The sequence below is a fragment of the Amycolatopsis sp. NBC_01480 genome (assembly GCF_036227205.1).
Lineage (GTDB): Bacteria > Actinomycetota > Actinomycetes > Mycobacteriales > Pseudonocardiaceae > Amycolatopsis.
In genome coordinates this window covers 1,075,376-1,097,682 of the sequence record NZ_CP109442.1, presented here as the reverse complement: position 1 = coordinate 1,097,682, position 22,307 = coordinate 1,075,376, and the positions used below count along the sequence as shown (strand labels likewise).

Sequence of the window (22,307 nt, the reverse complement as noted above, 5' to 3'; positions counted from 1 at the left end):
ATGGCGTGGCCGCGGCACTGGGCCGACGTGGTTGGCCGCTGCGTGGCTGGGCGCGGGGCCGGGCCACTGGTGCTGAGGTGGAGTTGGACGGAGCAGGGGGACCGGGCCGCTGACGCCGTGGTTGGCGTGGGGGCCGGGCCACTGGTGCCGAGGTGGGAGTTGACGGAGCGTCGGGACCGGGCTGCTGGTGCTGAGGTGGAGCGGGGGACGGGGTGGCTGATGCCCTCGCGAAGTCGCTCGCGGGGCCGGTGGTGTGACCTGAGCAGCGCCCGAGCGGCGGTCCTGGAGCACAACGTCTCGCCAGAAGCGGCTGCGCGGTACAAACATGCCGCGCGCAGGTGTCTGAGCTGGGCGGGCTTTTGCGCAAGCGTTTGCCGGAGCTGTCCGAGCCCGCGGACACCGGCCCCGCCGCCTTGACGATCATGGTGGCGGGCGCGGTGTGGACCCACTCGTATGCGGGCGCCGCCGGGTGCACCGTTTACGAAAGCGAACCGTGCTGGCCCAGTGGCGGATGGACTTCACCTCCGGGCTGCGCGAAACACTTGAGGTGCTGATCGCGGGGCTGCTCAGACGTCGGGATCAGGCGTGGTCGTAGAGCACGGCGTTTGCGCATGGGGCTCGGCGAGGCGACCGGCGGCTGGGCGTCAGCGTTGCCTAGCCGGGCGGACGATCAGCTCGTTCACGTCGACCTCTGGTGGCTGGTCGAGGGCGAACGCGATGGCGTCGGCGATTGCGCTTGGCGGGATCGCTTCGGCGCGGTAGGCGCGCATGGCCTCCTTCGCGCCCGGTTCGGTGATCGTCGAGGCCAGCTCGGATTCGACGACGCCGGGGGAGACCGTGGTGACGCGGATGCTCGGGTCCGCTTCCAGGCGCAGGCCCTCGGTGATCGCCCGCGCCGCGTACTTCGTGCCGCAGTAGACCGCGGCCGTCGGCACGACTTCGTGTGCGCCGGTGGACGCGATGGTCACGAAGTGCCCGCTGCCCTGCTGCCGGAAGATCGGGAGCGTGGCAGCGATGCCGTTCAGCAGACCGCGGATGTTGACGTCGATCATCCGGTCCCACTCGTCGACGAGCAGGGAGTCCAGGCGGGACAAGGGCATCACGCCCGCGTTGTTGACGAACACGTCCACCCGGCCGTGCTCACGCTGGGCGCGGCCGGCGAACTCGGCGACGTCTGCGCGGTCGGTGACGTCGAGGCGGCGGACGTCGATGCTGCCGCCGTCCGCGCGGATCTTCGCTGCCAGCTCGGCCAGACGGTCTTCGCGTCGCGCGCCGGCGACGACGTGGTGGTGGCCGTCGGCCGCGAGGCGCAGCGCGGTCGCCTCCCCGATGCCGCTGCTGGCCCCGGTCACCAGGATTACCTTGCGCGTAACGGTGTTCATGCCTGCTCGTTCGGATAATCGGCGCTCAGGGTGAGTTCGCGCCAGGTGTCGAAAGTGGACTTGAGCGCGTCGAGCCGGGCCGACGCGATGTCGTAGGCGGCCTGGCCCAGCAGCAGCCGCAGCGGTGGCTCGTCGGCCTCGATCGCGCCGATGACCGCCGCGGCCGCCCGGTCCGGGTCCCCCGGCTGGTGGCCGTAGGTCGCCGTGGTGGCGGCGCGGCGTTTCCCCGCGGTCTCGGCGTAGTCGTCGATGCTGATCGCGGACTGCCTCATGGACGGGCCGGACCAGTTGGTGCGGAACGCGGCTGGCTCCACGATCGTCACCTTGATCCCCAGCGGCGCGACCTCGGCCGCGAGTGACTCGGAAATGCCCTCCACCGCGAACTTCGTCGCGTGGTAGTAACCGGTGGCGCCGAACGCGGCGAGCCCGCCGAGCGACGAGACGTTGACGACGTGCCCGCTGCGCCGCTCGCGCATGCCCGGCAGCACGGCACGGGTGAGCGCCATCAGGCCGAAGACGTTCGTTTCGAACAGGGCGCGGATCTCGGCGTCCTCGCCCTCCTCGACGGCGGCGAGGTAGCCGTAGCCGGCGTTGTTGACCAGGACGTCGACCCGGCCGAAGGTCGCTTCGGCCAGCTTGACGACTTCGGTGATGCGGGCCGGATCAGTGACGTCGAGCGCTACCGCGAGCGCCCGGTCGCCGTGCGCTTCGACGAGATCGGCCACCTGCCGCGGATCGCGGGCGGTGACGACGGCGCGCCGTCCCCGGTCGAGTACGGCGGCGGCCAGTGCCCGGCCGAGACCGGTGGAACAGCCCGTGATGAGCCACACGGGAGAGGCAGTTTCAGACATGGTTCTTCCCCGGTAGGAATAGGAATTGCTGGTACTAAACGGAAATCAGTTCTCGTTGGGAATGCGCTTCCCGGTTTCGCGCGGGCTTTCCGCGGCGGTCAGGCTGCCGAGCAGCGCCAGCGCCTCTTCGGACGGACTGCCCGGATCGGCCTGGTACACCACCAGTTGCTGGCCCGGCGCACTGTTCACGGTCAGGGATTCGTAGTGCAGGGTCAGGCCGCCGACCAGGCGGTGGTGGAACCGTTTTGTCTCCTTGGTTTTCTGGCGGATGTCGTGGCGCGCCCAAAGCCGGCGGAACTCCGGGCTCTTCACCGACAACTCGCCCACGGTCTCGATCAGGAGCGGGTCGTCGGGATCGAGGCCGGCCGTCGCGCGCAGGCCGCCGACCGTGTTGACCGCGACCCGCTCCCAGTCCGGGTAGAACTCGCGAGCGTCCGGATCGAGGAATACCAGCCGGATGAGGTCGTCGCTGTGCTCGTGGCCGCCGAACAGCGCCTTGCCCAGAGCGTTGCCGGCCAGCACGCCCAGGCAGCGCCCCAGTACCAGCGCCGGAGTCCGCGGCCAGGCGTCCATCAGCTGAACCAGCTGACGGCTGACGCGCTCCCCCTGAGGGGTGCGCCTTCGCCGGGCCGGCCCGGGGCTGGCGAGCTTGTGCAGGTGCGCGACCGCCTCTTCGTCCAGCTGGAGGGCCCGCGCCAGCGCCTCGACCACCTGGGCCGACGGGTTCCGCTCGCGCCCCTGCTCCAACCGCACGTAGTAGTCGGTGCTGACCCCGGCCAGCAGCGCGACCTCCTCACGCCGCAACCCCGAGACCCGCCGCCGCGGCCCGACCTCCAGGCCCAGTTCGGCGGGGTCCACGAGTTCACGGCGGGCCCGGAGGAACTGCCCGATGGGGTTCTCGCTGTCCATGAAGCCCAGCCTAAAACGGTGGGACGGGCCTTGGGGCGCTCAAGGTGGCCGCCGCACTCCTACCCTCCCGCCGGTGCCCAGCGGCCGGTCGGCGCGAATGGTGCCGGTCGCCGGAACAGTCGGAACGGCCGGAACAGTCCCCGAGGACAGCGGACGAGCGCTGCCGAAATGGCCAAGGCGATTATGCTGGGGTGCAGACCTCCAAGACCTCGGGGCAGGCAGAAGACGATCTGCGGTCGGGGAGCGACCATGAAGAGACACGACACGCGACCACTGGTCGATCGTGAATTCACCGAACGGGCGGCGAGCGCCTGGATCCGCGCGGCCGACGCCGGGGTGATCGACGCCGCTGAACTCGCCTGGCTGCTGGCCCACCTGGACGCCTGGCCGGTGGCCGAGGTCGTGGGCATTCGCGGCTGACGGTCTTCGCCGCTCGTGAGTGTGCCGCGCTTCGTCAACAGCGTTCGTCATCCGCCCGGGCAGCCGGTACTCAACGCCGGAAAGGCGTGGTCGGCCCTCGGAGACGACGTCGCGGATTTTCAGAAAACCGTTTCGCACCAACGATTTCAGTCGCGCGACCAGACCACGACGACCACCGAAACCCGGCGACCTCTGGCCCGTTTGTGTTGCCGCGCCTCCGATCCGGGCCGTGACCGGGAGGGCTGAGTGCTGTCGTTTTCCCATGCGGAAGATCATGACAGCACCCACCGACAAAAACCGGCGGCTACGACCGGCGCCGGGGTTTCCCGCGCTTGGCCGCGCCCGCCCCGCGCGGCCCGCCACGTCCGCCCGGCTTACCGCCCGCAGGCTTCTTTCCGTTGCCCTCACTACGTTTCCGAGCAGCCGGAGCCGGAGCCGCCTGCCGTCCACGGGTACTGTTCACGGTCCGCCCGCGGACGATCCCGATGAACAACTCCATCAGGTCGCTGGTTTCCTCGTCCGGCCACGACAGCGCGACGCGTGATTCCGGCGCGTCGACGAGCGTCCGGTAGGTCAGGTCTTTGCGGTGGTGCAGCCGCGCCAGCGACTGCGGCACGACGAGCAGCCCCACGCCCGCGGCCACCAGCTCGATGGCGTCCGCCGTGGTGGCCGGACGTTCCAGCGCCGGGAGGCCGGGCGGCTGCTCCCAATCGAGCGTGTCGTCGAGGGGATGCAGCACGACGTCGTCGGCCAGATCCTCGGCGGACACCTCATCGGCCGCGGCCAGGAGGTGATCCTTCGGGGCCACGACCACCGTCGTCTCGGTGTACAGCGGGATCGCGTGCAGCCCGGTCCGGTCGACCGGCAGACGCAGCAGGACCGCATCGGCGTCGCCTTCGCGCACCAGGGCCGCAGCCTCAGCGGCGGGCGTCGCGACCAGGACCAGCGGAACCCCGGGCGAGCGCTCCTGCCAGGTCCGCACCCACTTCGCCGGCGTCACCCCGGGGACGTAGCCGAGCCTGAACGACGGGGGGTCCTCCGAGCCTGTCACGAGGCCAGATTACCGGGCGTGATCAGGGGCGGCGCACGCGCTCGTTACCCTGGACGCCATGACGTCGCCCAAGTCCCCCCAGACGATGAAGCCCGCGACCGCGGCGAAGAAGCTGGGCGTGTACCTCGAAGCCACCCCCGCCCAGTTCCAGGAGGGTGTCGTTTCGCGCGACGAGCTGAACGCCCTGCAGACCGACCCGCCCGAATGGCTCCGTGAGCTGCGGCGCAACGGCCCGCACCCGCGCTCGGTCATCGCGGCCAAGCTGGGCATCTCCATCGGCGGCCTCGCCCGCGGCGGGATCACCGAGGCCCTGACCACCGAGCAGATCGACGAGATCAAGTCGGCGGGCCCGGACTGGCTGCAGCGCGAACGCGACACGCAGGCCGAGGTCCGCAAGGAAGCCGTGCGCGTCAAGGAGCAGGGCGGCCCGCGCCGTCCTCGTTCCTGAGCGGGTCCGGAATACGATTTCCCGGCGGAATCGGCTTCGGCCGCGACCCCGGTTTCCGGCTGTATGACGGCCCGGTTTCGGCGATGAAAACCCGGCCGCCGGGGTACGGCACCGCAGGACTGGCCCGCGGTTGATCATGATCACACTTCGCTGACCAGGAGATTGGAAATTTTTTCCAATTCCGGTACCGCGCCCGGTGAGCTGAACCGTCCGATTTCCCGGCTCAGCTCACCGGGGCGGGAAGAAATCCCGGGCGCGCACGCCGGGCTTCAGGATTTCGCGCCGGCTTTCTTCGCGCGGCCTCGCTTGCGCGGGGCGGCCGCTTCGCGTTCGCTCTCTTCAAAGGCGGCGATGACCTCGCTGGGAATGCGCCCCCGCTCGGAGACCGACCAGCCGTTTTCGATCGCCCAGGCGCGGATCTGGCGCGAGCGCTCGCGGTCGGCCGGCGTCACGGTCGGCGAGATCCCGGCCGCCACGCGGACCTTCCGGCCGCCGGTGCGCCGGGAAGCGGCGATGTAGCGGGCGAACTCGTCACGCAGGGATACCGCGTTCTCGTCCGAGAGATCGATCTCGTACTGAATGCCGTCGAGACCGAACGGCACGGTCTGGTGAGCCACGCCGCCGTCGATGTCGTCCACCATCTGGACGAGGACCTTCTGAGCCATACCGGGTTTTTCCTCCTCGGTGGATCTCCAGCAGCGCGGATCCGCGCGACTTGCGCGAACAATAACAGAAATCCACTGTGGAGGGCCGGGCCGGCGGTGTCCGCCCGGAAAGCCGATATGCGGGAAACCGCCGGATTCGGCCGGCCGTGAAGAAACGTGGCGGTAATACGGTCAGGCGTCCAGGAGCGGTGTGCCGACGAGCGCGCCCGCGAGTTGGGTGAGCTGAGCGCGCTGGGTGGCGGTGAGCGGTTCGGTCAGTTCGGTGATCCGGCGGTCGACCACGGCGGCGCACCGCTGCATGAGCTGGCGGCCGAGCGGGGTCAGCGAGACCAGCACGGCGCGGCCGTCATGGGGTGAGGGCGAACGCTGGACCAGACCGCGTTTCTCCGCGCGGCCGACCAGCCCGGTCATGGACGACTTGTCCAGGCCGAGGTGACTGCCCAGCTCGAGCATGCCGGGCCGGCGGTCGCGCAGGACGCCGAGCAGCCGGATCTGGACGATCGACAGGTCGTGTTCGGCTCCGGCCTCGGACAGCACCCCCTGGATCAGGAAGGACAACTGGACGAGGGCGTCCACCGTGTTCAGGGGCTGGGCCGGCTCGGTGCGCATGGGGTTGATCCTAGTTGACTTAGTACGTGGCGCAAACTACCTTGGTCAAGTAGTACGTGCCACAAACTAAGTTCCGGACTGGAGAACCACATGCACGCCGCAGTAGTCCGCTCCTTCAGCGCGCCGCCCCGTTACGACACCTTCCCGGCGCCGGTCGCCTCGGACGAGCGGGAGGTGCTGGTGGACGTCCTGGCCGCCGGCCTGCACCCGCGGGTCCGCTCCGCCGCGAACGGCAGTCACTACACCTCAGACGGCACCCTGCCGATGGTCCCGGGCGTGGACGCGGTCGGCCGCGCGCCGTCCGGGGAGCTGCTGTATTTCGTCGCCGACGACGGTGTGCCGGGCACCATGGCCGAGCAGGCGGTCGTCGACCGGCGCCGGGCCGTCACGCTGCCGCCCGGCACGGACCCGGCCGCGGTGGCGGCGGCGATGAACCCCGGCATGTCGTCGTGGGTCGCGCTGCGCCGCCGCGTCGCGTTCCAGCCGGGCGGATCCGTGCTGGTACTGGGCGCCACTGGCAACGCGGGGCAGCTCGCGGTGCAGATCGCGAAGCACCTCGGGGCCGCTCGCGTGGTCGGCGCGGGTCGTGATCCGGATCGCCTGGACGTGCTGAAGTCCCTCGGCGCCGACGAGGTGGTGCGCCTCGGCACCGACGAGCCGGACGCGCTCGCCCGCGCGGCCGCGGACGTCGACGTGGTCATCGACTACCTGTGGGGACAGCCCGCCGAGGAGGCCATGACCGAGCTGATGACGGCGCGCTCCGACCGGGCGAAGGCGCTGTCCTGGGTGCAGATCGGTGCCATGGCCGGCCGGGACATCACGCTGCCCTCGGCCCTGCTGCGCGCCGGGAACCTGACCGTCCTCGGCAGCGGCCAGGGCTCGGTGACGGCAGCCGGCATCGTCGCCGAACTGCCGTCGCTGGCCGCGGAGATCACGGCCGGCACCTTCGCCGTGGACGCCGTGCCGATGCCGCTGGAGCAGGTCGAGCAGGCGTGGTCCACCCCGACCGCACCGGGACAGCGCATCGTGCTGACTCCCTGACCGCGTCTGTGCACTGTGGACGGCTCACTCGGGCGCGGCCGTCTCCCGCAGCTGCCCGCCGTCGAGCCGGAGCCACCGGGCGACGCCGATTTCGGCCAGGAAACGCTCGTCGTGGCTGATCACGATGAACGCGCCCTGGTAGGCGTTCAGCGCGCTCTCCAGCTGGCCGGCGCTGACCAGGTCGAGGTTGTTGGTCGGCTCGTCCAGTAGCAGGAGTTGCGGCGCCGGCTCGGCGAACAGGATGCAGGCCAGCGTAGCCCGCAGGCGCTCGCCGCCGGAGAGGACGCCGACCGGCAGGTGCGCGCGGGAGCCGCGGAACAGGAAGCGCGCCAACAGGTTCATCCGGTCGGCGGGCGGCATCGCGGGCGCGGCGGCGGCCAGGTTCTCCGCGATGGTGCGGGTTTCGTCCAGCAGGTCGAGGCGCTGGGACAGGTAGGCAATCCGCCCCTCCGCCCGTTTCAGGTCCCCGCTGTCCGGGGCCAGGTCGCCGTGGACCAGACGTAACAGGGTGGACTTCCCGGCGCCGTTGGGGCCGGTCAGCGCGATTCGCTCGGGGCCGCGGACGGCCAGGTCCGCGCCGTCGCCGGTGAACAGCTCGCGGTCGCCGTAGTTCACTCGCAGACGCTCGCCGAGGAACAGCGTGCGGCCGGCCGGGACGGCGGTCTGCGGCAGTTCCAGCGCGATTTTCTGGTCGTCTCGCAGCGTTCGCTCGGCTTGGTCGAGCCGGGCCTTGGCCGCGCTGACCCTGGCCGAGCGCGTCCGGTCCGCCTTGGCCGCCGACTCCTGGGCGTTGCGTTTCATAGTGCCGGCGAAGATCTTGGGCAGACCGGCGTTCGCGACGTTGCGCTGAGCGTTGCTCGCCCGGCGGGCCGCGCGCTCACGCGCCTGCTGCATCTCGCGTTTCTCGCGTTTGACGTCCTGCTCGGCGTTGCGGACGTTCTTTTCCGCGACTTCGCGCGCGGCCTCGACCGCCTGCTCGTACTGGGTGAAATTCCCGCCGTGGAACCGGATTTCGCCGCCGTTCAGCTCGGCGATGCGGTCCATCCGGTCGAGCAGCGCCCGGTCGTGGCTGACCAGGAGCAGGCAGCCGTGCCAGTCTTCGAGCGCGCCGTAAAGCCGGTGGCGCGCCTCGAGATCCAGGTTGTTGGTGGGCTCGTCGAGCAGCAGGACGTCCGGGTTCCTGAGGAGCTGGGCGGCGAGTCCCAGGGAGACGATCTGGCCGCCGCTGAGTGTGCTCAGGCGGCGGTCGAGCGCGACCGCGCCGAGACCCAGCCGGTCCAGCTGGGCGTGGGTGCGCTCCTCGATGTCCCAGTCGGTGCCGATGGCGGTGAAGTGCTCTTCGGCGACGTCGCCGGATTCGACCGCCGCCAGCGCCCGCAGGATCGGGGCGGCTCCCATGACCTCGGCGACGGTCAGCTCACCGGTCAGCGGCAGGCTCTGCGGGAGGTAGCCGAGCAGGCCTTCGGTGGTGACACTGCCTTCGGACGGCCGCAGCTCGTCCGCGATGAGCTTGAGCAGGGTGGACTTCCCGGCGCCGTTCGGGGCGACGAGCCCGGTGCGGCCGCCGGGGATCGTGCCGGACAGCCGGTCGAAAACCGGGGTGTCGTCGGGCCAGGAAAAGGACAGGCCGGACACGACGATGCAGGCTTCGGACATGAAAGAGACCTCGGGTTCGTGGCGCGCTGCGGAACCTCGGCCCCGCAGCGAAAGGAGTGGACGACGGCATGGCCACGGCGGCTGCCCGCCGGTGGCCTTGTTACCTCCGGGACTCACCCGGAGATGTCGTCTTCACCTGCCACGTCGGATCTCCTCTGCACGGCTCTTCACTTCAACGGTAGCAGAGAGTGTGCGCCGGTTCAGCTGAGTTACGGGCCGTCCGCCCGGTCGGGGAATGGCTGCGGCTAAACGGAATCAGCGCTCGGTCGGTGATCTTGTCGGTGGTGCGTGGCAGGCTGGGGACCAGGCGCGCAGGACGGCGTGCCGAAGAGAGGAGGACTCCGGTGGCGGAGCAGCTGGCGGTCGGGGCGTGGCTGAGCCCCGGGTGGTCGACCGAGGACGTGCTCGCGGTGGCGGGCGAGGTCGAGCAGGCGGGGTACGACAGCGTCTGGGCGGCGGACCACTTCATGATGAACTCCGGGACCGAAGCGGTCGCGGAGCCGGCGTTGAACGAGTGCTTCAGCGTGCTGGCCGCGCTGGCGGCGGCGGTGCCGAGGGTGCGGCTGGGCAGCCTGGTCGCCGGCATGACCTACCGGCCCCCGGCCGTGCTGGCGAACATGGCGGCGACCATCGACAACGTCAGCGGCGGCCGCCTGGTGCTCGGGGTGGGCGCGGGCTGGCAGCTCAACGAGCACGCCGCGTACGGCATCCAGCTCGGCACGGTCCGCGAGCGCATCGACCGGTTCGAGGAAGGCCTGAAGGTGATTCGCGGCCTGCTGACCGAGCCGCGGACCACGGTCGAGGGCGAGTACTACACGGTCACCGACGCGCCGCGCACGCCCGTCGTCCGGCCCCGCCTCCCGATCCTGATCGGCGCCTCCGGCGAGCGCCGCATGCTGGGCCTGGTCGCCGAGCACGCCGACGAGTGGAACTGCTGGTCCGACCCCGAGGTCTTCGCCCAGAAGTCCGCCATCCTCGACCAGCACTGCGAACGCCTCGGCCGCGACCCGCGGTCCATCCGCCGCACCACACAGGCGGTGCTGACCTTCGGCGAGGTCGACGCCCAGGCGGGGCGCTTCGTGTTCGGCGGCTCCGTGGCGCAGATCGTGGACACCATCGGCCGCTGGCGCGAGGCCGGCCTGGACGAGCTGATCATCCCGACGTTCGGGTCGCCGGCCGAGGCTCGGGAGACGTATTCGTTGCTGCAGAAGGAGGTTCTGCCTCAGGTTAGGTGACGTTGGGGTGAGTGCCGGGCCTGGTGAGGGGGCTGGGGTTGACGGCCTTGGACGGGGGCGGTGAGGGCTGGTTGGCAGGGAGCGTGGAGGTGGTGAGTACGGGTTGGCGGTGAGTGCGGAGGTGGTGATCACGGCGCGGTGAGCGCAGTGGCGGGTGGTGGCCGGGCTGGGTGCGGCGAGACATCCTGCGCGGTGGCGTCTGCGGGTGCGGGATAAGCCGCCGCGTCGGCGGCCGGGATGGGGCTTTCGTCCGGGTCGGTCACGCTCGACAAGAAGCTAACCTCTCAGAACGGGTTGACAAGTTAGAGGCACGCCTGCTGAACTCTAACCATCAACCTGTGTCGAAGGGGTTAGAAATGGCTGCCGTTCATCACCGTTACGCGACCGTCCAGGGGCAGGAGCTGTTCTACCGGGAGGCCGGGCCCGCCGATGCGCCGGTGATTGTGCTGTTGCATGGGTTTCCGACCAGTTCGTTCATGTTCCGGGAGCTGATTCCGGAGCTGGCCGGGCGGTATCGCGTCCTCGCGCCGGATCACTTGGGGTTCGGGTTGTCGGCGGCGCCGTCGGCTGGGGAGTTCGGCTATAGCTTCGACGCGCTGACCGAGCTGACCGCCGGGCTGCTCCAGCAGCTGGGCGTGACGCGGTACGCCATTTACGTCCAGGACTACGGCGCCCCGATCGGGTGGCGGCTGGCGTTGGCGGACCCGGCGGCGGTCACGGCGATCGTCACGCAGAACGGGAACGGGTACGACGCCGGGTTCGTCGAGGGGTTCTGGAAGACCGTCTGGGACTACCAGCGCGAGCAGAATCCCGAGACCGAGGCGAACATCCGCAGCGCGCTGACCCTCGAGAGCACCCGCTGGCAGTACCTGGCCGGCGAGCCGGACGAGAGCCTGGTCAGTCCCGACACCTGGCACCACGACTTCGCGCTGCTTTCGCGGCCCGGCAACGACGCCATCCAGCTCGCGCTCTTCCGCGACTACGCCACCAACCCGCCGCTGTACCCGGCGTTGCACGAGTACCTGCGGACCACCCGCCCGCCGGTGCTGGCCGTCTGGGGACAGGGCGACCCGATCTTCGGGCCCGACGGCGCCCGCGCGTTCGCCGACGACGTTCCGGACGCCGAGATCCACCTGCTCGACGGCGGGCACTTCCTGCTGGAGAGCGCAGGTGACGAGGTCGCCGGGCTGATCCTCGGCTTCCTCGACCGCGTGTCGGCGGAACGCTGAAGGGGCCACGACTATGGGACTGGCTTGGCAACAGGGACCGCTGTCGACACGATCCGTGGGACGGTTCCTCACCCCGGAACCACTCCCGGAACGGCTGCTTTTCGCGGAGCCGCTGCGCCGGCGGATGCGAGTCCGGTTCGGCGGCGAATGGATCGCCGACAGCGAGGACGTGGTGCTGCTGCACGAGCCGGGGCGCTACCCGGTCGCGTTCTTCCGGCGGGAGAACGTGCGCGACGGGGTCCTCGAAGCGACCAGCCGGGTCACCCCGCACCGCGAACTCGGCGAGACCGCGTGGTTCACCGTCGCAGGCGGAGGGAAGCGGGCGGGGCGCGCGGCGTGGCAGTACACCGGGCTTCCCGGGTACGCCGAAGAACTGCGGGGCCGGGTCGCGTTCGCGTGGCGGGCGATGGACGCGTTCTTCGAGGAGGACGAGCAGATCGTCGGGCACGCCGCGGATCCCTACCACCGCAACGACATTCGCGGCACCTCCCGGCACCTTGTGGTGCGGGACGGGGACCGGGTCGTCGCCGACAGCAGGCAGCCGGTGGTGCTGTACGAGTCCGGGTTCGCGCCGCGCTGGTACGTGCCGCGCGAGGACGTGGACGAGACGGCACTGACCCCGGTCGACGGGCAGACCTTCTGCCCGTACAAGGGCCTCGCCAGCTACTACGACATCGGCTCACGCGGGCGGGCCGCCTGGTCCTACCTCGAGGCGTGGACCGAGGTGGCGCGGGTGTCCGGGCTGGTTTCGTTCGAGGCCGACAAGGTCGACGTCTTCCTCGATGGCAAGCGGCTGGTGCCGGAGCCCGGGCAGACGGTGGTTCCCCACGGCATCGATCGCGGTCTGGCTGCCGACGAGGTTCTGTCCTAAGGAGACAAAACCATGTCCACATCCCTTGCCGGAACCAAAGTCCTGATCGTCGGACGGGCCAGTGGCATCGCCAGGGCGACCGTGCTCGCGGTCCGCGCCGCCGGTGCCGAGGTGATCGTCGCCGGGCGCGACGTCGAAAAGCTCGCGGCGGCCTACGACGATCCCGGCATCTCCGCCGAGACCGTCGACCTGACCGACGAAGCCAGCGTGGCGGCACTCGGCGAACGGCTGGGGCGGATCGACCACGTCGTGTCCACGGCGTCCGCGCGCGCTCGCGGCCGGATCGGGGACCTCGCGCCGGAGACGGTCCTGCTTTCCTTCAGCACCAAGGTTGTCGGCCCGCTGCTGCTGGCGAAACACCTGGCCCCGTGGATGCCCCAGGACGGCTCGTTTGTGCTCTTCTCCGGCTCCTCGGCCCAGAAACCCTCGATCGGCATGCTCGCGGTCGCGGCGACCAACGGCGCGGTCGACGTCCTCACCCGCTCACTCGCCGTGGAGCTGGCGCCGATCCGGGTCAACGCCGTCTCGCCGGGCACGATCGACACCGGCGCGTACGACGCCCTCGGCGCGGAGAACAAGGCCGCGCTCTTCGCTCAACGGTCCGCCACCAGCCCCGCCCGCCGCATCGGCACGCCCGACGACATCGCCGGCGCCGTGGTGTTCGCCCTGACCAGCCTGTTCCTGACCGGCGTGGCGCTGAGCGTCGACGGCGGCGAGCCGCTGGTGTGACAAGGCCGAAGGGTCTCCCCGAGACCGAGTCCGGTCACGAGGAGACCCAGCCGTCACGGCCGGATCAAGGAGGCGTCGCTGATGTGCAGCACCGCGTCGGCGCCGTTCAGGGTTGCCTCGGTGAGGGGAAAGTAGCGATGGTCCTCGGTGACGCGGGTGCGGGCATCGGCGACCGCGGTGGCCTTCGTGAGGGACCAGGTAGCGCTGGTTTGCAGAGAGCCCTCGTAAGTGTCCGCGGCGGGCGGCTCGAGGTCGAGAACCTCGCTACGGCCGAGGCTGCCCGCGATGAAGGCGTACTGATCGTCCACAAGGGACGCCAAGATGGCGCCGGCGCCGAACCAGTTGAGCTTCAGGTCCGTCAAGCCCCAATAGCTCGGGCTCCGTTGCAGGTGGAGGTTGTGGGCGAAGACCAGGGTCGGGCCGCGCCGCGCCTCGATCTCGCGGATTTCGAGCAGGTTCTGGGCCATCAGCGCGTCCCGCACCGCGGACAGCAGGGAGATCCGCTCGTTCAGCTCCAGCCGTTCCGCCGACTGCTTGTGGTAGCGCAGCAGGCCGAGCCCGGCGGACAGATGTGTCCGGGCCCGGAGCCATTCGGCGCGTGAGGTCGCCGCGACCAGTTCCGGCGCACGCGCGTAAAGCCTGGTCAGCAGGTCGTCGGCGATCGTGCGCAGCCGCTCGGCTTCGGGGGTGTCGCCGGGTGACATCGCCGGGTCCAGCACCGCCTCCGTGCGGCTCCACCGCTCGTCTTCGCCGGTCAGGCCCGCGATGTCGAGGTCGAGGCCCAGGTAGTCGCGGGCGTGTTCGAGGTAGGGCCGTGGGCTCGGGGCGCTCATCGTCTCGGTCGACGCGTCGAAGCCATGGAACGCCAGTTTCCCTTCCGCGGGGCGGTTTTTGTTGTACTCACGCATCCAGGAGACCAGCGCCCGATTGGTTTCGAGGCGGCCGAAGTCGTGGGAGAAACCCTCGTTCAGCACGGTGTCGAGGGTGCCGACGCCGTCCTGGACGAAGTCGTTCACGGCGAGCGCGGCCGCCCGGTCGGTCTCCAGCGCGATCGAGCGGAAGCCGTCAGCGGCCAGCCGCTCGAACAGCTCGTTGCGGACCCAGCCGAACGCCGGTTCCGGGTGGGCCGGCTCGCCGAGAGCCAGCAGGTCACAGGACGCGGGCACGAAGGCGCGAATGTCTTGACTCATGAGATTCAAGCGTATCTTTGAAAGCTCGGTTGAGACTTTCCCCGCTCTGGCCTCGCACTCATACAGTAAAGTCTCAAACCGGTGAGAAACCTTCAAACCCGCCGCCCTCGCGCGAGAGCACGGCATCTCGGCCCAGGCCGTCCGCAACTACGAGCGTGACGGCTTCCTCCCCGTCGCCGAGCGCACCGCCAGCGGCTACCGGATCTACACCGAGGTGCACGCGGCCGCGTTGCGCGCCTACCTTGCGCTCATCCCGGCGTACGGGCACGCGACCGCGGGCCGGATCATGGCCGCGCTCACCGCCGGTGATCTCGACGGCGCCTTGACGGCCGTCGACCGCGGCCACCACCAGCTGCTCCGCGACCGGGAAACCCTCGGCTCGGTGCGCCAGGCGGTGGAGCACCTGACCGCGGAGCCCAGCGCTGCTCAGGAACGGTCGGCCCGGACGATCGGCGAACTCGCGCGCCGGCTCCGGGTCACCCCGGCGACCGTGCGGAACTGGGAAGACGCCGGCATTCTCGTGCCCGCGCGGGACCCGGCCACCGGCTACCGCGTCTACCGCGCCGCCGACGTCCGCGACGCCGAACTCGCGCACCTCCTGCGGCGCGGCGGCTACCCGCTGGAGCACATCGCCACCGTGGTCCGGCAGGTCCGCACGGCCGGCGGGACCGGCAGCCTGTCCCGCGCCCTGGACGACTGGCAGCGCAAGCTCACCGCGCAGGGCCGCGCCATGCTCGACGCGGCGACCCGGCTCGGCGCCTATCTGGGTTTGCTCGACCACGGTTGAAATCTCACCGCTGTGTCCGGACACCCGGATCGGCTCCGACCCACCGGTGAGACCAACCCCTGAACCCGAGGAGTTCCGATGCCGGAAACCACCGAGTCCGCCCGCGTTGTCGCCGTCGCCGCCGGAGTCGAGCAGACCGACCGGGCCGTGCCCGTCCGCGATGAGCGCCACCAGGCCCTCGAAGTCCTGATCGGCAAGTGGATCAACGAGGGCCGCACGATCGGCGCCGCCGGGGTTCCGTCCGTGGCGATCCTGACCAGCGACGTCTACGAATGGGCGCCCGGCGGGTTTTTCATCCTGCACTCGGCGTTCGGGAAGATCGGCGAAACGGCCGTCGGCGGCGTCGAGATGATCGGCGTGCACGACGACGCCTACCGCTCGACGTTCTACGACAGCTTCGGCAACGTCCACCACTCCCGCCTGGAGATCGACGGCGACGTGCTCCGCTGGACCGGCGAGCGGACCCGCTCCACCGTGACCCTGACCGACGGCGGGCGGACCCAGGTCGTTCACCACGAAGCCAGCGCCGACGGCGTGACCTGGGCCCCGTCGATGGACGTCACCCTGCGCAAGGTCGCCTGAAACACTCCACTGTGGACATCAACGGCCCGGTCAGGCGCCGGTGATGTAGGCCAGTCCGTGCGCACCCGGCTCTCCGGCCCGCGCGACTTCCAGGGTGTCGACCACGGTCGGGCGCGTCAGATCGGCCAGGTCGACCACGCTGACGGTGGACGCCCCGACGGCGGCGACGTACGCCCGTCCGCCGTCGGGGGGCGAGGTCAGCGTCAGCGGCATCGCGCCGACTTCCGCGGTTCCCACGCGCTCCACCTCGGCCGCCGACGGGCCCGCCCACACCACCAGCCGCCCGTTCGGCACGTGGGACCCGAAGACGCTCCCGGTCTCGGCCGGGATCCGCACTTCACCGGCGAGCAGGACGCCGGCGGCCGTCCAGTGCACGGGGATGACGGTGTCCTCGGCCGGCAGGGTCCGGACGATCGCGCCGCTGCGGGTGTCGATCAGCAAGATGGAGGGGTCGACCGGCCGGCGCGTGAAGTCGGCCTTCTGCGCGGCCACCGCCACCGTCGAACCGTCCGGGCTGACCGCGATGCCTTCGCTCCCGGACACGGAGATCTTGCCGGCCAGCTCGCCGGTGGCCAGCTCGACCACGGTCACGAACGGCGCCTCCTTGTTGGCCGCGTAACCGAGCAGCCCGTCCGGGTCGATCGCGAACCAGTGCGGGCCCGGCGCGAGAGTGTTGATGCGGCGCAAGACTTTGCGAGTGGTGGTGTCCAGCACGACAACGCCGCCGGGGCCCGCGGGACCGGCCTCGACGCTGACGTAGAGCAGGTGCCGGGCCGGGTCGAGGGCCATCCCGTGCGGGCCGTGCTCGGGGGACAGGTCGATCACCTCGACGATCCGGCCGGCGTCCGGGTCGATGACGGTGAGCAGGTGGTTGCGGCCGGTGTTGTCGCCGTAGTAGCCGCTGACGTAGCTGCTGGTGCAGTAGAGCAGGCGGTGCTCGGCGTCGAAACACAGCTCGTGCGGCTCGGCCGGCAGCGTCAGCACGGTTTCGGCGCGGTGGCCGACGGCGTCGAACAGGGTGACGGTCGGCCCGCTCTGGCTGACCACGGCCAGCCGGTCGCCGAGGCGAGAATGGGACATCGGAGTGCCTCCTGGGGGATTCGGTCTTGCCCCCACCGTCGCCCGGGATTCGGTGTTGCCACAATGGGAATGTCGGCACGGGATAGTTGTCCGGAACGGAAGAATGCTGGTGAACAGGCAGATCATCGACGCGAACCTGGTCGTCGCGCTGGACGCGTTGCTGGCCGAGCACAGCGTGACCCGGGCCGCGGAACGGCTGCACACCTCCCCGGCGGCGATGAGCCGCACCCTCGGCCGGCTGCGGCGGCTGCTGGGCGACCCGCTGCTGGTCCGCGCCGGGCAGGCGATGGTGCCGACGCCGCGCGCGGAGGCGATGCGCGAGGAGGTGGCGGCGGTCGTGCGCCGGTGCGGGGCGCTGCTCGCGCCCAGCGCCGACGTCGACCCGGGCACGCTCAGCCGGACGTTCACCCTGCAGGCCGCCGACCTGGTCGCCGCCGCCGTGGCGCCCCGGCTGCTGGCGATCGCGGCCGAGGAGGCGCCCGGGGTGGCGCTGCGGTTCCGCGCCGAGGAGTTCGAGGGCGGGCCGGCGTTGCGGGAAGGGCAGATCGACCTGGAGATCGGCGCGCTCGACCACGTCGACCCGGAGATCCGCAGTGAGCAGCTGCTCGCCCTGCGGATGGTGGCCGGGGTGCGTGACGGACACCCGCTGACCGAGGGACGGCTGACTGCCGCCCGGTTCGCCGCGGCCGAGCACGTGGTGGTGAGCCGCCGCGGCCGGTTCACCGGCCCGGCCGACACCGCGCTGGCCGAACTCGACCTCAAACGGCGGGTGGTGGCCGTGCTGCCCAGCCACCTGGCCGCGATGACGCTGGCCGTCCGGACCGACGTCGTCTGCCTGGTCCCGGCGACCGATCCCGGCACCGCGCCGAACCCGATGACCGAGGTGGCACGGGCGCTGGGCCTGCAGCTGCTGGACGTCCCGTTTCCGTTGCCGCCACTGGCCATCGGCATGGCCTGGCATCCGCGCCAGGCCGCCGACGGCGGTCACGGCTGGCTGCGCTCGGCAGTCCGTCGCGCGATGTCGCCGGGGCCGGGCTGAATCGCGCCGAAGGGTGCGGTCAGTCCTGGTGGGGAACGGTGATGGTCAGCTCTTCCATCGGCTCGCCCGGCTGGTAGCTGCCGCCGAACAGCTCGACGCACTCGGGGGCCAGCCGCACGTCCGTGGCGTTCCAGCGGTCCACGCCGTCCTCGGTCTCCGGGCCGGTGAGGGTGAAGGTGGCCAGCCGGACCCGCTTGGGCTCCTTCGATTCCGAGTCGACGATGGTCAGCTCGGCCTCGCCTTCGCGCACGTACACCCGCGGCTGCGCGATCTGCACGAACAGCAGCCCGTAGTGCCCGCTGAACCGGACATCTCCGCCGAACGCGAACTTCAGACCGTCTTCCGCGGCCGCGTCGGCGTCCAGCGGGAAGAGCAGTTCGTTGCGGTCGTTCACGGCGGCGCCGCTGCCGAGGTAGGCGCGGCCGTCCGGCATGCGCGCGACGTAGCCGAGGAAGCTGCTCTTGACCCCCCAGCGCAGGCAAAACGTCGGGGGAACGACTTCTTGGGGCTCGTCACCGGGTGCGTCGGTCATAAGGGAATCCTTCTGCAGCAACGGTGTGCTGTCCAGTAGAGATGATCACTTAGTCGCCGGGACGGGTTGCTCGGCACTGCACCACCAGGTGGTGCGACCACCGACTTTGCCACGCGACATGGGCGCGTGATCGCGGGGACAGCGGGCGCCGGGCCGGCGGAACGGGATCACGGTGAGGGTGTGCACGCCGCCGTGTTCCAGCGCCGCGGTGATGGCCTTGCGGGTCGCGCGCAGGAGCCGTTCGACCTCGGGGGCGGTGAGTTCGTCGACCGGGCGGGCCGGGTTGATCCGGGCGCGCCAGAGGATTTCGTCGGCCAGCAGGTTCCCGATTCCGGCGATGGCGTGCTGGTCGAGCAGCCGCGCCTTGACCGCCACGGTCCCGGTGGTCACCGCCGTCCGGAACTCGGGCGCGGTGATCGTCGCGGCGTCCGGGCCGAGCCGGGTGAGCTCCGGGTCCAGCCCGATGCGCCCGAGCCGGCGCGGGTCGACGAGCATCAGCCGGCCGCCGTCTTCGAAGGTGAGGGCGAACCGTGACCACCGGTAGTCGCCCTGGACCCGGCGGCCCTCCCAGTAGTCGCCGCCGTCGATCTCCGAGCCGTCGGCGCCGGCGATCACGATCTTGCCGGACATGCCGAGGTGCAGGCCGAGCACCGGCCCGTCCCCGGTGTCGCACCAGAGCGTCTTGCCCCGGCGATGCGCCGCCGTCAGCCGTCGGCCGAGCAACGCGCTCCGGATCTCGCCGGGGCGGTGCGGCCGGCAGACGTAGGTGTCGGAATCGTCCACCTCGACGATCAGCCGCCCGAGCGCGGCCCGCTCGATCACCGCTCGGGCCGACTCGACTTCTGGCAGTTCGGGCATGATCTCGAGTTTAGGACGGCCGGGCTTTACCTGCGGTCACAGCACCTTCAGGCAGACCTTCGCTGGGCGGCCGCAGTTCGGTGGGCCGGGTCGAGGGTGATCTGGCCGGCGTCGGTGTCGTAGTCGAAGAGTTCGCCGTAGCGGCCCCAGTCGATGGCGGTGTCGAGCTGCTGGCGGGCGTCGTCGGCGGAGAAGCCGCGGCGGAGCAGGTCGAGGAAAAACGCGGCGCGCAGGCTGCCGTCGGCGCTGGCGGCCAGTGCCTTGTAGATGGTGCGGACCAGCGGCGCGCGGTGACGGGCCTGTTCGGCGAAGATCTTCTTGCTGTCCTGGATGTCGGCGGTGGTGAACGCGGTGCCCATCGGGGTCAGGTTGAGGTCGGCGCCGGCGACGAACAGGAAGTCGAGCATGGCGGCCGCGTCGACCAGGGGCAGCAGGTCGTCGATCTCGAAGCTCAGCTCGGCCGCGATGTCGGGCAGGTCGACGCGCCCGCCCTGGGCGTAGACGATCTCGACCAGCCCGGCCAGCCCGCCGACGGAAGCGATCGGCAGCGGCCGCGCGGTCGGCGTGGCCTCGGTCGGCTCGGGCACGACGTGGTCGGGCTCGCGGCCGGTGAGCAGGTCGTAGAGCCGGTCGACCAGCGCCGCGAACGCCGGGGCGCGCCGGTCGCGTGGACGGGCCAGCTCGACCGGGACCTCGGCGCTGATGTGCCCGGGGTTGGCGCCGAGCACGATCACCCGGTCGGCGAGCAGCACGGCCTCTTCGATGTTGTGCGTGACGATGCAGATTCCCTTGGTGGGGAAGCGTTCCCCGTCCCACAGGCGCATCAGCTCCGACCGCAGGTTCTCCGCGGTGAGCACGTCGAGCGCGGAGAACGGCTCGTCCATCAGCAGCAGGTCGGGTTCCAGCACCAGCGCCCGCGCGAAGCCGACGCGCTGGCGCATGCCGCCGGAGAGTTCCTTGGGGTAGGCGGATTCGAAGCCGTCCAGGCCGATCATGTCGATGGCCTTGAGCGCGCGTTCACGCCGCTGGGCCGGGGGGACGCCTTGCGCGGCGAGGCCGAGTTCGACGTTGTCCTGCACGGTCAGCCACGGCATCAGCGCGAAGGACTGGAACACCATGGCGGTGCCGGGGTTGGCGCCGTTCAGCTCGGTCCCGCGGTAGCGGACGGTGCCGCTGGTGGGCCCGATCAGGCCGGCGATGGTGCGCAGCAGCGTCGACTTGCCGGAGCCGGACCGGCCGAGCAGCGCGACGACCTCGCCGGCGCGCAGATCGAGCGAGATGGCGTCGAGGACGCGCAGTTCGTCCCCGGCCGTGCCGGGGAAGCTCTTGGACACCTTCTCGACGCTGACGAGGACGTCGCCGGTGTTCGTGGTGGTGGGCATCAGGATTCCTCCGGGGATCAGGTGAGGGAGAAGCGGCGCTCGGCCAGTGCGTAGAGCCGGCGCCAGAACAGCCGGTTCAGGCCGACGACGTAGAGGCTCATCACCGCGACGCCGATCAGGATCTGCGCGGCGTTGCCGGAGCCGGTGGCGTTCTTGATGTACGCGCCGAGGCCGGTCGCGGTGAGCGCGGTGCCGTGGTACGAAACGACTTCGGCGACGATGGACGCGTTCCACGCGCCGCCCGCCGCGGTGATGCCGCCGGTGACGTAGCTGGGGAAGATCGCCGGCAGGATCAGCTTGCGCCACCACAGTTTCCGCGGCAGCCGCAGGCTCGACGCGGCCTCGCGCAGGTCGTTCGGGATGGCGCTGGCGCCCGCGATGACGTTGAACAGGATGTACCACTGCGCGCCGAGCGCCATCAGCAGGATGCCGCCCCAGTCCAGGCTGATCCCGGTGGCCAGCAGCACCCCGGTGACCAGCGGGAACAGGAAGTTCGCCGGGAAGCTGGCCAGCACCTGCACCACCGGCTGCGCCAGCCGGGAAACGCGGGGGTTCAGCCCGATCCAGACCCCGGCCGGCACCCAGACCAGCGTCGCGACCGCGACCAGGGTGAGCACCCGCGCGAACGTGATCAGCCCGAGCCACAGCGCGTGCCCGACCTCGCCGAACCCGGCCGTGCCCGCGATGAACGTGACCATCCGGACCAGCCCGTAGGTGATCAGCGCGAGCACGGCGGCGGCGAACACCACGTCCCCGGCGCGGCGTCGGACCGGTGAGGTCCGCAGCGGGTGCTCGGCCAGCCCGAACCAGGCCATGGCCCGGTCGAGCGGGAACACCAGCCGGCCGAAGACCGTGCCGAGGAACGCCGGGATGCGGGAACGGCGCAGCAGCATGAGCGTGACGCTTCGGGGTGCTTCGGCGGCCTCGGAATCTTCGACGCGGAAGCGCTCGGCCCACGCCGTGAGCGGGCGCCAGAACAGCACGTTCACCCCGACCACCATCACGATCATCACCACAATCGCCAGCAGCACCTTGCCGAGGTCACCCTCGTCGGTGGCGGTCGCGACGTAGGCGCCGATGCCGGGCAGCGCGTAATTGTGGTTGTCCACGCTGAGCGCCTCGGACGCGGTGAGGAAGAACCAGCCGCCGCCGAAGCTCATCGTCCCGTTCCAGACCAGCCCGATCATCCCGCCGGGCACGTCGACCCGCCAGAACCGCTGCCACCGCGAAAGCCGCAGCAGCCGGGACGCCTCGTCGAGATCGCGTGGCTGCGAAACCAGCGAGTGGTAGAACGCGAACGTCATGTTCCAGGCCTGCGAGGTGAAGATCGCGAAGATCGACGCGCCCTCCAGGCCCAGCTGCGAACCCGGGAACAGCGCGATGAAACCGGTGATCGTCACGGACAGGAAACCGAGGATCGGCACCGACTGCAGGATGTCCAGCAGCGGGATCAGCACCTTCTCCGCGCGCCGAAGCCGGGCCGCGGCGGTGGCGTAGACGAAGGTGAACAGCACCGAGAGCGCCAGCGCGGCGAACATCCGCAACAGCGAACGCCCGGCGTAGTAAGGGAGTTCGGCCGGATCGGTGGACACTTTGGACGGTGCGGTGGCCTCGTTCCACGGGACCGCCGTGCCGTGCGCGAGCCGCACGACCAGCCACAGCAGCGCGGCCGCGCCGAGGAACACCAGCACGTCGGCGGCCCCGCGCCCGGGCCGGGCCAGCGCCCCGCGGGTGGGGAAGGTGCGAAGCAGGGACATCGGG

General features: G+C 70.7%; 24 protein-coding genes and 1 pseudogene. 11 read left to right on the top strand and 14 right to left on the bottom strand.

The genetic code is table 11. The features are described 5' to 3' along the window. Window positions 1-417 carry a hypothetical protein gene (locus OG371_RS47340; RefSeq protein WP_442876081.1) on the top strand — a complete coding sequence of 139 codons (417 nt, stop codon included), beginning with the start codon at window positions 1-3 and terminating at the stop codon, window positions 415-417. A 227-nt stretch (window positions 418-644) separates the two neighbouring features. On the opposite strand, the gene OG371_RS05160 is transcribed toward OG371_RS47340, so the two are convergent. From OG371_RS05160 to OG371_RS05150, 3 genes are read right to left on the bottom strand one after another with little or no spacing between them, the layout of a single operon-like run. Then, a complete protein-coding gene (locus tag OG371_RS05160) occupies window positions 645-1,382 on the bottom strand; it encodes an SDR family oxidoreductase (RefSeq protein ID WP_329066065.1) in 738 nt (245 codons plus the stop codon). Beyond that, window positions 1,379-2,233, bottom strand: coding sequence for an oxidoreductase (locus OG371_RS05155; RefSeq protein WP_329066063.1), 855 nt, complete (start codon window positions 2,231-2,233; stop codon window positions 1,379-1,381). The genes OG371_RS05160 and OG371_RS05155 overlap by 4 nt, the downstream gene beginning before the upstream one ends. A gap of 45 nt (window positions 2,234-2,278) precedes the next feature. Next, a complete protein-coding gene (locus OG371_RS05150; RefSeq protein WP_329066061.1) occupies window positions 2,279-3,142 on the bottom strand; it encodes a helix-turn-helix transcriptional regulator in 864 nt (287 codons plus the stop codon). Window positions 3,143-3,391: 249 nt separating this feature from the next. Here OG371_RS05150 and OG371_RS05145 point away from each other — a divergent pair, with 249 nt between their 5' ends. After that, window positions 3,392-3,562, top strand: coding sequence for a hypothetical protein (locus OG371_RS05145; RefSeq protein ID WP_329066059.1), 171 nt, complete (start codon window positions 3,392-3,394; stop codon window positions 3,560-3,562). A 304-nt stretch (window positions 3,563-3,866) separates the two neighbouring features. On the opposite strand, the gene OG371_RS05140 is transcribed toward OG371_RS05145, so the two are convergent. Next, the gene (locus tag OG371_RS05140; protein WP_329066058.1) at window positions 3,867-4,613 is read right to left on the bottom strand and encodes a LysR family transcriptional regulator substrate-binding protein; all 747 of its coding nucleotides are present in this window, start codon (window positions 4,611-4,613) and stop codon (window positions 3,867-3,869) included. 58 nt (window positions 4,614-4,671) lie between these two features. On the opposite strand from OG371_RS05140, the gene OG371_RS05135 reads away from it, so the two are divergent. Further along, on the top strand, window positions 4,672-5,061 hold the full coding sequence (locus OG371_RS05135) for a DUF5997 family protein (protein WP_329066056.1): 390 nt from the start codon (window positions 4,672-4,674) through the stop codon (window positions 5,059-5,061). A 269-nt stretch (window positions 5,062-5,330) separates the two neighbouring features. Here the strand turns inward: OG371_RS05135 and OG371_RS05130 are convergent, their stop codons facing one another. Continuing rightward, window positions 5,331-5,726: a histone-like nucleoid-structuring protein Lsr2 gene (locus tag OG371_RS05130; protein ID WP_091610753.1), complete on the bottom strand. Its 396-nt coding sequence runs from the start codon at window positions 5,724-5,726 to the stop codon at window positions 5,331-5,333. 171 nt (window positions 5,727-5,897) lie between these two features. Further along, on the bottom strand, window positions 5,898-6,335 hold the full coding sequence (locus OG371_RS05125) for a MarR family winged helix-turn-helix transcriptional regulator (RefSeq protein ID WP_329066054.1): 438 nt from the start codon (window positions 6,333-6,335) through the stop codon (window positions 5,898-5,900). Window positions 6,336-6,425: 90 nt separating this feature from the next. Here OG371_RS05125 and OG371_RS05120 point away from each other — a divergent pair, with 90 nt between their 5' ends. Next, a complete protein-coding gene (locus OG371_RS05120) occupies window positions 6,426-7,376 on the top strand; it encodes a quinone oxidoreductase family protein (RefSeq protein WP_329066052.1) in 951 nt (316 codons plus the stop codon). Between the two features lie 24 nt (window positions 7,377-7,400). On the opposite strand, the gene abc-f is transcribed toward OG371_RS05120, so the two are convergent. Next, complete coding sequence (gene abc-f, locus OG371_RS05115; RefSeq protein ID WP_329066050.1) at window positions 7,401-9,032, bottom strand: ribosomal protection-like ABC-F family protein; 1,632 nt, start codon at window positions 9,030-9,032, stop codon at window positions 7,401-7,403. A gap of 344 nt (window positions 9,033-9,376) precedes the next feature. On the opposite strand from abc-f, the gene OG371_RS05110 reads away from it, so the two are divergent. Next, window positions 9,377-10,267: a TIGR03560 family F420-dependent LLM class oxidoreductase gene (locus tag OG371_RS05110; RefSeq protein WP_329066048.1), complete on the top strand. Its 891-nt coding sequence runs from the start codon at window positions 9,377-9,379 to the stop codon at window positions 10,265-10,267. Between the two features lie 128 nt (window positions 10,268-10,395). Here OG371_RS05110 and OG371_RS05105 read toward each other — a convergent pair whose 3' ends face one another. Beyond that, on the bottom strand, window positions 10,396-10,539 hold the full coding sequence (locus tag OG371_RS05105) for a hypothetical protein (RefSeq protein ID WP_329066046.1): 144 nt from the start codon (window positions 10,537-10,539) through the stop codon (window positions 10,396-10,398). Between the two features lie 84 nt (window positions 10,540-10,623). On the opposite strand from OG371_RS05105, the gene OG371_RS05100 reads away from it, so the two are divergent. The 3 genes from OG371_RS05100 to OG371_RS05090 are packed head-to-tail and all read left to right on the top strand — an operon-like array spanning window position 10,624 to window position 13,096. Further along, window positions 10,624-11,496: an alpha/beta fold hydrolase gene (locus OG371_RS05100; RefSeq protein WP_329066044.1), complete on the top strand. Its 873-nt coding sequence runs from the start codon at window positions 10,624-10,626 to the stop codon at window positions 11,494-11,496. Between the two features lie 55 nt (window positions 11,497-11,551). After that, window positions 11,552-12,367 (top strand): DUF427 domain-containing protein, encoded by an 816-nt coding sequence (locus tag OG371_RS05095; protein ID WP_329066042.1) that lies wholly within the window; start codon window positions 11,552-11,554, stop codon window positions 12,365-12,367. Between the two features lie 12 nt (window positions 12,368-12,379). Then, on the top strand, window positions 12,380-13,096 hold the full coding sequence (locus OG371_RS05090) for an SDR family oxidoreductase (RefSeq protein WP_329066040.1): 717 nt from the start codon (window positions 12,380-12,382) through the stop codon (window positions 13,094-13,096). Between the two features lie 53 nt (window positions 13,097-13,149). Here the strand turns inward: OG371_RS05090 and OG371_RS05085 are convergent, their stop codons facing one another. After that, window positions 13,150-14,286, bottom strand: coding sequence for an erythromycin esterase family protein (locus OG371_RS05085; RefSeq protein ID WP_329066038.1), 1,137 nt, complete (start codon window positions 14,284-14,286; stop codon window positions 13,150-13,152). A gap of 88 nt (window positions 14,287-14,374) precedes the next feature. On the opposite strand from OG371_RS05085, the pseudogene OG371_RS05080 reads away from it, so the two are divergent. Next, window positions 14,375-15,073, top strand: a pseudogene (locus tag OG371_RS05080) (TioE family transcriptional regulator); the annotation flags it as partial. A 78-nt stretch (window positions 15,074-15,151) separates the two neighbouring features. After that, complete coding sequence (locus tag OG371_RS05075; RefSeq protein ID WP_329066036.1) at window positions 15,152-15,655, top strand: hypothetical protein; 504 nt, start codon at window positions 15,152-15,154, stop codon at window positions 15,653-15,655. Window positions 15,656-15,685: 30 nt separating this feature from the next. Here the strand turns inward: OG371_RS05075 and OG371_RS05070 are convergent, their stop codons facing one another. Then, on the bottom strand, window positions 15,686-16,735 hold the full coding sequence (locus OG371_RS05070) for a YncE family protein (RefSeq protein WP_329066034.1): 1,050 nt from the start codon (window positions 16,733-16,735) through the stop codon (window positions 15,686-15,688). A 109-nt stretch (window positions 16,736-16,844) separates the two neighbouring features. Between OG371_RS05070 and OG371_RS05065 the strand changes: the two genes are divergently transcribed. Continuing rightward, the gene (locus tag OG371_RS05065) at window positions 16,845-17,774 is read left to right on the top strand and encodes a LysR family transcriptional regulator (protein WP_442876080.1); all 930 of its coding nucleotides are present in this window, start codon (window positions 16,845-16,847) and stop codon (window positions 17,772-17,774) included. Between the two features lie 19 nt (window positions 17,775-17,793). On the opposite strand, the gene OG371_RS05060 is transcribed toward OG371_RS05065, so the two are convergent. The 4 genes from OG371_RS05060 to OG371_RS05045 are packed head-to-tail and all read right to left on the bottom strand — an operon-like array spanning window position 17,794 to window position 22,303. Next, window positions 17,794-18,306, bottom strand: a complete 513-nt coding sequence (locus OG371_RS05060; protein WP_329066030.1) for an HtaA domain-containing protein — start codon at window positions 18,304-18,306, stop codon at window positions 17,794-17,796. 45 nt (window positions 18,307-18,351) lie between these two features. Next, window positions 18,352-19,164, bottom strand: coding sequence for an Fpg/Nei family DNA glycosylase (locus OG371_RS05055; RefSeq protein ID WP_329066028.1), 813 nt, complete (start codon window positions 19,162-19,164; stop codon window positions 18,352-18,354). A gap of 47 nt (window positions 19,165-19,211) precedes the next feature. Continuing rightward, the gene (locus tag OG371_RS05050; protein WP_329066027.1) at window positions 19,212-20,546 is read right to left on the bottom strand and encodes an ABC transporter ATP-binding protein; all 1,335 of its coding nucleotides are present in this window, start codon (window positions 20,544-20,546) and stop codon (window positions 19,212-19,214) included. Window positions 20,547-20,563: 17 nt separating this feature from the next. Beyond that, entirely contained in the window at window positions 20,564-22,303 is a 1,740-nt protein-coding gene (locus tag OG371_RS05045) for an ABC transporter permease (RefSeq protein WP_329066025.1), read from the bottom strand. Window positions 22,304-22,307 lie beyond the last annotated feature (4 nt).